This window comes from Bacillus sp. JJ864 (genome assembly GCF_036963045.1).
GTDB lineage: Bacteria > Bacillota > Bacilli > Bacillales > Bacillaceae_G > Bacillus_A > Bacillus_A pseudomycoides_C.
Genome location: NZ_JBALLY010000198.1, coordinates 2940 through 12987 on the forward strand (window position 1 = coordinate 2940; position 10048 = coordinate 12987).

The 10048-nt window shown below is 34.0% G+C and carries 12 protein-coding genes and 1 pseudogene; 11 read left to right on the plus strand and 2 right to left on the minus strand.

Annotated elements, in window-relative coordinates; translation table 11 throughout:
- The first annotated feature begins 173 nt into the window (after positions 1-173).
- The 3 genes from V7024_RS22515 to V7024_RS22525 are packed head-to-tail and all read left to right on the plus strand — an operon-like array spanning position 174 to position 1386.
- Complete coding sequence (locus V7024_RS22515) at positions 174-533, plus strand: GNAT family N-acetyltransferase (protein WP_098918277.1); 360 nt, start codon at positions 174-176, stop codon at positions 531-533.
- A 16-nt stretch (positions 534-549) separates the two neighbouring features.
- Positions 550-1038, plus strand: coding sequence for a GNAT family N-acetyltransferase (locus V7024_RS22520; protein ID WP_335524137.1), 489 nt, complete (start codon positions 550-552; stop codon positions 1036-1038).
- Between the two features lie 18 nt (positions 1039-1056).
- Positions 1057-1386, plus strand: a complete 330-nt coding sequence (locus V7024_RS22525) for a hypothetical protein (RefSeq protein WP_335524161.1) — start codon at positions 1057-1059, stop codon at positions 1384-1386.
- Positions 1387-1854: 468 nt separating this feature from the next.
- Here the strand turns inward: V7024_RS22525 and V7024_RS22530 are convergent, their stop codons facing one another.
- A complete protein-coding gene (locus V7024_RS22530; protein WP_335524140.1) occupies positions 1855-2307 on the minus strand; it encodes a hypothetical protein in 453 nt (150 codons plus the stop codon).
- 319 nt (positions 2308-2626) lie between these two features.
- On the opposite strand from V7024_RS22530, the gene dat reads away from it, so the two are divergent.
- The 4 genes from dat (at position 2627) to V7024_RS22550 (ending at position 5703) form a co-directional block, all read left to right on the plus strand.
- A complete protein-coding gene (dat, locus tag V7024_RS22535) occupies positions 2627-3496 on the plus strand; it encodes a D-amino-acid transaminase (RefSeq protein WP_335524142.1) in 870 nt (289 codons plus the stop codon).
- Between the two features lie 133 nt (positions 3497-3629).
- Complete coding sequence (locus V7024_RS22540; protein WP_335524144.1) at positions 3630-4277, plus strand: nitroreductase family protein; 648 nt, start codon at positions 3630-3632, stop codon at positions 4275-4277.
- Positions 4278-4534: 257 nt separating this feature from the next.
- Entirely contained in the window at positions 4535-5023 is a 489-nt protein-coding gene (locus V7024_RS22545; protein WP_335524146.1) for a hypothetical protein, read from the plus strand.
- A 131-nt stretch (positions 5024-5154) separates the two neighbouring features.
- Positions 5155-5703, plus strand: coding sequence for a cysteine hydrolase family protein (locus V7024_RS22550; protein WP_335524148.1), 549 nt, complete (start codon positions 5155-5157; stop codon positions 5701-5703).
- 34 nt (positions 5704-5737) lie between these two features.
- On the opposite strand, the gene V7024_RS22555 is transcribed toward V7024_RS22550, so the two are convergent.
- Positions 5738-6328 carry a class I SAM-dependent methyltransferase gene (locus V7024_RS22555; protein WP_335524150.1) on the minus strand — a complete coding sequence of 197 codons (591 nt, stop codon included), beginning with the start codon at positions 6326-6328 and terminating at the stop codon, positions 5738-5740.
- Positions 6329-6533: 205 nt separating this feature from the next.
- On the opposite strand from V7024_RS22555, the gene V7024_RS22560 reads away from it, so the two are divergent.
- From V7024_RS22560 to V7024_RS22575, 4 genes and pseudogenes are all read left to right on the plus strand, one after another.
- Positions 6534-7652, plus strand: a complete 1119-nt coding sequence (locus tag V7024_RS22560; RefSeq protein ID WP_335524152.1) for a GAF domain-containing sensor histidine kinase — start codon at positions 6534-6536, stop codon at positions 7650-7652.
- Between the two features lie 14 nt (positions 7653-7666).
- Positions 7667-8302 (plus strand): response regulator transcription factor, encoded by a 636-nt coding sequence (locus tag V7024_RS22565; RefSeq protein WP_335524154.1) that lies wholly within the window; start codon positions 7667-7669, stop codon positions 8300-8302.
- Positions 8303-8456: 154 nt separating this feature from the next.
- Positions 8457-8993: an NADPH-dependent FMN reductase gene (locus V7024_RS22570; RefSeq protein ID WP_335524156.1), complete on the plus strand. Its 537-nt coding sequence runs from the start codon at positions 8457-8459 to the stop codon at positions 8991-8993.
- 1 nt (position 8994) lies between these two features.
- Positions 8995-9759 (plus strand): annotated as a pseudogene (locus V7024_RS22575) (MFS transporter); the annotation flags it as partial.
- Between the last annotated feature and the right edge of the window lie 289 nt (positions 9760-10048).

A 10048-nucleotide genomic window follows, 5' to 3' on the forward strand; every position in this document is an offset into this window, starting at 1 on the left:
GGCAGTTTATCTCCCACCTTACTTCTTTGCTTCCGCTGAATTTTGAGGTGGGAGTATTACTGCCCGTTAATAGCGGGATAAAGAGAAAACCTTAAGATAGTATGACTATCTTAAGGTTTTTTTCATAAATACTTGTCCTGCCCGATACAATAATAATAAGGAGTGACATACATATGTTAACGTTTGAAAAAGTAACAGACGAAACAAAGTTAGTAGTAGAAGAAATGTTTTCTTCTTATGATTTACCAGTTAGAGATGTAGCGTATTGTATAAAAGCAGATGATACATATATTGGTATCATTGACTACACTGTGCAACACGAGAAAGTACTATTATCGTATCTTCTTATTCATCATGATTATGAAGGATACGGGTATGGAACAAATGCTTATTATACGTTTGAAGAAATAGTAAAAAGTGAACACATGATGGAGATTCAATTAATATGTATGGATAAAAACGAAAGAATAGAATCGTTTTTTGGACAACTCGGTTTTCAAAAAAATAATGATGTTTATATAAAGAAATTGTAGTAGGGGAGACGGAGCAATGGAAATTCGCAATGCAGATAGAGAAGATGTAAGAAGTATTGTACACATATATAATGATGCAGTTATACATACAACCGCTACATTTGATTTACAGGAAAAGACATTAGCGGAAATGAATGTGTGGCTTGATGCGCATAATGAAATGTATCCAGTCGTTGTTGCAGAAGAAGAGGGTAGCATACTTGGGTATTGTTCTTTATCACCATTTCGCGAGAAAGAAGCATATAAGCAAACGGTAGAAATTTCAGTATATGTGGATCAACATGCACGTGGGAAAGGGATAGCAAAGAAATTGATAGGACGCATACTTCAATTGGCAGAAGAGGCAGAGCACCACGCTATTATTGCTGGGATTACAAAGGGAAATGATATAAGTGTGAAACTACATGAACAGATGGGATTTACATATGTAGGATGCTTTCAAGAAGTTGGCTATAAGTTTAATGAATGGCAAGACGTGTTGTTTTATCAATATATCCTAAAATAAGGTGGTAGGTGTATGGGGATGACACTAGCGCTTATTGTAGTTCTTAGTTGTTTTTTGTTTGCAGAGATCTTTCAATTTCTTATAAGAAAAATATTAAGCAACAGACGTACACCATATGAATTGCAGTATTTTCCACTATTTTTAATATTGTTTCTAATGCTATATATTTTGCAAAAAGTGACTCTTTTTCCACCAACCATTGAAATTTTCTTGAAATTTGGTTTGCTATATAGCTGCATCGGAATGGTAATCTTATGTGGTCTTTTTTGTATGAGGTATGTCCACTATCAAAGTTATATTTTGATTTTAAATTGGTTGAATCGAGATGACGGAAACCGTCTTTCATAAGATGGTTTTTGTTTATCATTGTAATTCTATGAATAAAATAGGGTGAGCGCTACAGCGGATTTATTCCCCTCGTATATAAAAACACCTAGGGTTTCTTGTAATTTACAAGAAATCCTAGGTGTTTTTGAGTAGAAAGTTTTTGACTTGAGACTTTTTATTATGGCATTTTCTTCATATAATACCGTCTTCTTTTATTTGTTCGCAATAAAAGATGTTGTTTTTTGTGAACTTTTTTCTTCCACCGCTGGCTATAAAAATGAATTGAACGAACTATTAGGGGAGAAAATGCTCCACTGAAATTATTATACCCTTCCAATAACCCCAAGTTATTTCCTCCTTTTAGGAGATGAAAAACAATGAGCATCAATAGTTTGCGTCTAATATTTTATGCTTTTATATCCAATATGAGCAAGTCTTTTTGAAAAATTTAATTACTAATAACATTGGTTATTAGTATGTGGGAATAATTTAATTCATTGTAATTTTATCTTGTACAAATTTATATATGATTTGAAATTGTTCGTCTGGAATATGGGTAACACACTCTTCTTTTACTGAAGGAGAAAGAGGTTCTTCAAGATAAATTACATTTGTTTTTATCCCTAAAATATGACCAGTACGAGCGGTGCAACTTGTAAAATCACGGTAGTGTATGGTATGGCATTTCACGCTTAAACCTTGTTGTTCCCCCATAATAATTTGTCTATCCGTAAAGAATAAAAAGCCAATTGCTGTATGACGAAATGCGCCTGTCGATAAATAATAGAAGCATTCGTTAGGTGCCAATTCTCTCTTTAATGTTGTAATCGCATGTATATAGAATTGCTGCATATTTGCTGGAAGCTTAGACGCTTCTGATTCTAATTGTCCATAAGTGAAACAGTCATAGTTTGTTTGAATAAATAGATTTTGGATATGCACATGTGTTCTCCTTTTGAATATTTTAACATAACGATATTATTATAAAACAAAATTCACTGTAGATAAATTAGAAAATCCGGTAATTTTGAATTTGTATGATGTTTTTTATATTTTATATAAACACAAATTGAAAAAACGCCTTTCTTTTTATGTAGATGAGAACGTTTGGCCATGCATAACAGTATCTTATATGTAAAAAAAGCAGATTCGCTAGTAAATGGAGAAAATGTTTTTCGTTTCTAAAAAGTTAGAATGTTGTTTCTTTTTAAACAAATTAGGTTGTACAATGGAAATATATATGAAGAGGAGGCGAGTAACAATGCACAGTGCTTATAAAGATTGGATTTTATTTAATGGAAGTATTATAAATACGAGAGAGAAAGAACCAATGATTTCATTAGATGAGCGAGGATTACAGTTTGGAGATGGAGTATATGAAGTATTTCGTTTATATGATGGGAAGCCTCATGTATTAGATCTCCATTTAGATCGTTTTTTCCAATCTATGAAAGCAATTGAATTAGAACCGCCCTTTACAAAAGAAGAACTTATTTCTCAGTTGCAGCAATTGATTGAGAAAAATCAATTTGAAGAGGATGGAAATGTATATATTCAAATTTCAAGAGGTGTTCAATCTAGAAACCACTTGTTTGAATCCAATCTTCAACCTACATACTATGCAAATATCGTACCATTTCCAAGGCCCGATACTTTAATAGAAAACGGAATTAAAGCAACAGTTGCCGATGATATACGCTGGCATTTTTGTCATATAAAATCTCTTAATTTACTTCCGAATATCATGATTAAAAATAAAATTGCGAAAGAAGGTTATTACGAAGCGATTTTAGTTCGTAATGGCATTGTAACGGAAGGGTGTCATTCTAATTTCTTTATTGTCAAAAATGGAGCTTTGATTACACATCCTGCGAACCAATTTATTTTGTATGGAATTACACGTCATCATGTCATTTCTTTAGCAAAGCAATTGCATATCCCTGTAGAAGAACGTCAATTTTCTCTTCATGAGGTATATGAAGCAGATGAATGCTTCTTTACAGCAACACCAATTGAAATTGTACCAGTGACACAAATTGGGGAGGATTGGTATCAAACAGGAGAACAACGAGTTATAAGAAAATTGCAAGCGGCGTATAAGGCGAGTGTGTATAATGTTAATGTAAAATAGAACTAATGTTTATTAGATGCTACAAACGAGTAAATATGAAAAAGGCTGGAACATCTCCGGCTTTTTTCATTATTATGATATAATCAGTCAGGTAGAGATTTTGAAAACGTTATAAAAGGGGATTTTGAATCGTATGGATTATCAAGCATTTAAAGATATTATTCACGGCCGTCGCAGTGTTCGGAAATTTACTGACCAAGATGTTTCTGTGGAAGATATTGAAGAAATTATTGATTGTGCGAGATATGCACCAAGTGATACAAATTCACAAACATGGGAATTTGTCGTGATTATGAACCGTGATAAAATTAAAGATATAGAAGAAATGACATGGAATGCGCTACATACGCGAGCTGAAGAAGCTACGCAAAAAGGAGAGGAAAAAGCAGGGAGATTATTGACTCGCTCTTTCGGACCATATGCAACAGCATTTTCAGATGCACCAGTTTTAATCATTTGCTTAGCAACGCCATATCAATCGAAATTTCGGGAAAAGATTTTTGATCCGATTGAGTTTGTTCCAGAGTCTGTTTGGGAAGAAGAAGGTATTAAAAGTAGTTGCTTAGCCTCGCAAAACTTAATGCTTGCAGCCCATGCCAGGGGCCTAGGTACATGCCCGATGACAGGACCAGTTTTATTAGCGCAAAACGAGCTAAGAGACTACTTACAAATTGGATTGGATAAACAAATCAATATGGTTATTTCATTAGGGCATCCGAAAGAGCAACCGAAGAAACTAGCTCGAAAAGCAGTAGCGGAAATTACAAAGTTTATTCAATAAAGTGAACTCTCCATGAGTAAGGAGAGGATGGTTGAAATAATCTTAGTTATAAGGACTAAGATTATTTTTTATGGAAATGAATAGTAAAAATAAATTTACTAAAAATTTCTTGAAGAAATAATGGTGATAAACAGGGAATAAGTGTGGTACAGTTAATGGTGTAATGAGAGAATTTGTTTTTGAAAGTAAAATGTGTATATATTTAAGAATTATTCTTGTATAATAAATTATACATTGAGATACAGGGGGAATGGATTTTGAAAAAATTCATAATCACTGGATTATCTGTTATGTTGTTAGTAGGTTGTGGAGTAACAGAAGAAAAGAACGTTAAGGAAGAAAAACAACAGGAACGAGCTGTTAATGGACAGCAAGAAATAAAATATTCATTCCCAGAAGGGGTAACTTCAGTTGGTGAAGGAAAAGTCAAAGTTGTTACACCAGATGGTACATCGGAAAATGGGAATGTACCTGTCGTATTTATAAAAAAAGATACGCTTATTCAACAAGTAGAAATTGAAGTTGCAAATTTCCAAGAGGATAAAGAAATATTTGTATACATCGATAAACAATTTGAAGACAAGCATCAAGTAAATAAATTAGCGCAAACGACAATCGCGTTAAAAGAAGAGACACTACAACCAGGTATCCATACCGTAACAGCAATTCAGTATGAAAATAATGATCCAAACGGAAAAGTAATCAACTTTGTCCAGGCGCAGCTTGAAAATAAACCAGCACAGTAAGAGGAAATCTGCTTTATAAGCAGGTTTCTTTTTCTTTTATAGGGATTTTCATTATACATGTCGAATATGTAAGAAAACGTCGTTATAACACGTTTTCTATTGTTTACTGTGAAACGAAAGGAAGAGAAAAGATGAAACGAGCACTTATAAATATTGATTATACATATGATTTCGTCGCAGAAGATGGGGCTTTGACATGCGGTAAACCTGGGCAAGTTATAGAAAAGAACATTGTAGAAATAACGAAGCAGTGTATTGAAAATGGAGATTATGTTGTATTTGCTGTTGATAAACATGTAGAAAATGACTTTTATCATCCAGAGAGACAATTATATCCACCTCATAATATAGCGGGAACAAAGGGAAGAGAGTTATACGGTGAATTACAAACTATATACAATGTACACAAAGATGATGAAAATGTTTATTATATGGATAAAACAAGGTACAGCGCCTTTGCTGGAACAGATTTAGAAATTAAACTTCGAGAAAGAGGAATACAAGAAGTGCATCTTGTTGGAGTTTGTACGGACATTTGTGTGTTACATACGGCAATCGATGCTTATAATAAAGGATTTCGCATTGTAGTATACGAAAAAGCAGTTGCATCATTTAATGAACAAGGGCATGAGTTTGCACTGCAGCATGTAAAGTCTTGTCTACAAGCTGCAGTAAAGTAAGAAGAAAAAAACGCCAGAAATTCTGGTGGTTTCGCTATTTTCTTGCAACTATAGAAATTGATCCCCTATATTCATGAAATGTTACATTGTTATATCCAGTTGCTTTTAGTAATTTTTCTAAATCCGTTTTTGTTTTGAATTTTGTCATATGATAATGTATTTTATAGAGCTCTGCAACAATGAGAAAGGAGCCATTTGGTTTTAATACTCTAAATACTTCTTTTACATCATTCTCTAAATTTGGCCAAAAATAATGTGTTTGAAAAGCAGTAATCATATCAAAAAAGTGATTTGAAAAAGGCATATCCGATACGCTGGCTCGTTTTATAAGTGCTTTTCCTGAATCCACATCTTTTTTATTCATTTTGATAGAGTTTTCTACTGCTTGATCGGAATAATCAATACCATATATTTTTCCGTTTGAATTCATTTTCGAGAGAGTATGTATTGTTTTTCCACCGCCGCAACCTATATCAAGCATTATTGCGTGCTTACTAATATTAACTTTGCTTAAAGCCCATTTCGTCATACTAGTATGAGCTACATTCATGATACATAACATTGATGAGCCAACAAAACCTTGTGGATTTTTAGCTTGTTCAATCAATTTGTTCAATATACTCAATTTTTTATCACCTTTCTTTTTTATTTTTATGTAAAAATTTTTTTCTTATAGAACTTCTCACTGTATATTTTCTTTATACCTTTTTCAAATTCCTTTCTTATGGAAAAGGGGGAGAATACGATTTAAAAGAAAAGGTTATATGAGTTTTGTTATATTTGTAGTTTTTAGAAATTTCATAATGTTATAATGGGAAATGGTGATAAACATGAATGAAAATGAAAGACAAATGCATCGATTGCAAGCGTTAAAAGAAATTGCGGAGTTATTAAATGAAGCAACGGATTTGCAGCAAATGTTAGAAAAAGTCCTTCATACGCTATTGCAAGTCATGCATTTACAAACAGGATGGATTTTTTTTATTGATGAAAAAGGAACACATCAAATGCTTGTTGATACAAATTTACCACCAGCTCTTACATGGGAAGAAAAGAAACCAATGTGCGAAGGCGATTGTTGGTGTATTAATCGATTTGTTGCAGGACGTTTGCAAAAAGCAACAAATATTATTGAATGCAAGCGAATAGAAGATGCCATTGAATATGAATGGGGAGAAACAGAGAGTATTACGCATCATGCGACGATCCCACTTCAGGCAGGAGAAGAAAAGTTTGGATTATTAAATGTTGCTTCTCCTCATAAAACGCACTTTACAGAAGAAGAATTAGCTTTATTAGAAGCGATTACTTTTCAAATTGGGACAACGATTCAACGGATTAGGTTAGTTGAGAAGGAACGGAAATATGTAGTCGTTGCCGAAAGAAATCGACTAGCACGTGATTTACATGATTCTGTTAAGCAACTTCTCTTTTCAATAATGTTAACAGCTAGAGGAACAATGGATATGACGAAAAATCCAGAATTAAAGGAGATGTTAACGTATATAGGAGAGCTATCACAAGAGGCGTTGCAAGAGATGACATTGTTAATTTGGCAGTTACGGCCGGAAGGTTTAGAAAAAGGGCTTGCTGAAGCGATTCGAAATTATGGGGAGCTCCTTGGTATTCATGTAATTATGCGAATTGATGGGGTAATTTCGATAGATGATGAAATAGAAGAAATGCTTTGGCGTGTTAGTCAAGAAGCACTTCATAATTGTAAAAAACATGCTTCGTGCGAAAACGTATTTGTACATTTAAAAATAGAAAAAAATATGTTGAAGTTTCAAATTGAGGATAACGGAGTAGGATTTATAAAAGAAGAAGTACGAGATTCTGCACTTGGTTTAAAAAATATGAAGGAACGTATTGAGTTGTTGAAAGGAAAGTTTCATATTCAAACGAAACTAGGTGAAGGAACGAAGATTGAGATTCTGTTACCAGTCTAAAGGGGAGACATGTATTGGAAATTAAATTACTGCTTGTAGAAGATCATCATATTGTCCGAAGAGGACTTGTTTTCTTTTTAAAAACAAAAGAAGAATTTGATATTATTGGCGAGGTGGGAGATGGAGAAGAAGCGTTTCAATTTATTAAAATAGAACGACCTGATGTTGTATTAATGGATGTATCGATGCCGAAAATGGACGGAATCGAAGCAACGAAGCGTATAAAACAATATGATTCATCTATTAAGGTACTTATGTTGAGCAGTTTTTCAGAACAAGATTATGTTCTTCCAGCACTCGAAGCAGGTGCAGATGGATATCAATTAAAAGAAGTACAGCCGGATCAACTTGTAGCTTCCATTATTGCAGTTTATCAAGGAACTGCGAATTTCCATCCGAAAGTAACGCCTGCTTTATTAGGACGCCAAGTAACTGCTGAGATAAAGCAAGATCATTTATCTATGTTAACGAAGCGTGAAAAAGAAGTGTTACGAGAAATTGCCAAAGGAAGAAGTAATAAAGAAATTGCAGTAGAGCTACATATTACAGAACAAACTGTGAAAACACATGTTTCAAATGTCCTTGCTAAATTACATGTAGATGATCGAACACAAGCAGCCTTGTATGCGGTAAAACATGATGTTGTATAGGAAGAGTAATGACAGAAACTCATACGAAAGTATGAGTTTCTGTTTTGTTTATTCATACTATTTTCTCAAACGATTTCCGTCTTTCTTACGGTTTATAAGAGGGAATTTTCTGATAAGATAAATATAGAAATTCAAACAAGGGAGAGAAATATTCATGAAACTAGTTGTCATGAATGGTACACCACGTAAATTCGGTAAAACTCGCGTCATTGCAAAGCATATTGCACAAACTTATAACGGAGAATTATATGATTTGGCTGTTGAGGCACTCCCGTTATATAACGGAGAAAATTCTCAATATGAATTACAAGCAGTAGCAAAATTAAAGAAACTTGTTAAAGAAGCAGATGGTGTTGTACTATGCACGCCGGAATATCATAATGCGATGAGCGGTGCGTTGAAAAATGCATTTGATTTTCTTGGAAGCAGCGAGTTTATGCACAAGCCAGTTGGGCTTCTTGCAGTTGCAGGCGGAGGAAAAGGTGGTATAAATGCCTTAAATAGTATGCGACTCGTGGCAAGAGGAGTATATGCAAATGTGATTCCGAAACAAGTTGTTATTGATAGTCTTCATGTACAGAACGGAGAATTAGGGGAAGATGCGAAACCGCTAATTGCGGATTTGGTAAAAGAATTGAGAGGATACATGAGCATTTTTCCAGAACTGAAAAAACAGTTAGGAGCTGATTAATATGTCATCTCTTTACCGTGATTCTCGGTTGTACTATATTCTAGGAGCCAATAGCCTATCAGCGATTGGCTCTGGGATTACGATGATTACGATTTCGTGGCTGCTTGTAACGGCGCCTGGTGGCAATACAACATTCGGTTATATTTCGATTATGTCTACACTTGTTATGTTTTTGTGTACACCGTTTATCGGACATTGTATTGATCGCTTTTCTCGTAAAACGTTACTCTTAGTGAATGAAGCCATCGGAGCAATCGCTGCCTTTATTATGGTATGTTTGGGGTTTACAGGTCACTCCTATGAAACAATCCATTACATTGTGCTGTATATAGCAGGTTCATTTTATTATTTAGTATTTTATCCGAACATTTTCGCATTCAACCAAGAAGTGTTTGCACCAGAGCATTATAAATCACTTAGTGGAACGATGGAAATACAGGGACAATTGACACAAGTTATCGCTGGTGCCGTTGCTAGCTTTATGATTACAATTGTTGCTGTCAAATGGATTTTATTTATTAATATGTTAGCGTATGTTGGTGCATTTTTACTGCTATCGTTTATTCCATACACAAAACAGAGAACAAAACTAGGAAAGCAACCATTTGCAAAACAAATTTTTGAAGGCGTTCATTTTATGAAGAAAAGAAAGCAATTATTTTGGTTTTTATTTGCAACGTATATGCCGTTTATCGGTGTTATGGTTCCGTTTTATGCATTGAGCCTATTATTAATTGGTGCAACGTGTATTGGGATTTCATATATGAAAATGCAGCGGAAAGAACAAATTCACATTACCAATAAAACGGTTGTATAGTAACGAATCTAATACACATCCTATAAAAGTAACAATTAAAAAAGGTGTGAAATGAAATGGGAAAAACAAAAGCATTAGGTTCAGCGAAGCATAAAGGTAATCAAACGCAAGATCATACGTCCTCAAAGAAAGCACGCAATGCTCAAAATGCAGGACAGCGTCAAGGATAGGGAAAGTAGCGAGGATTGTCTCCTCGCTGTTTTTTTTTTTTTTTTTGAAAATTAACATATTTACAAAA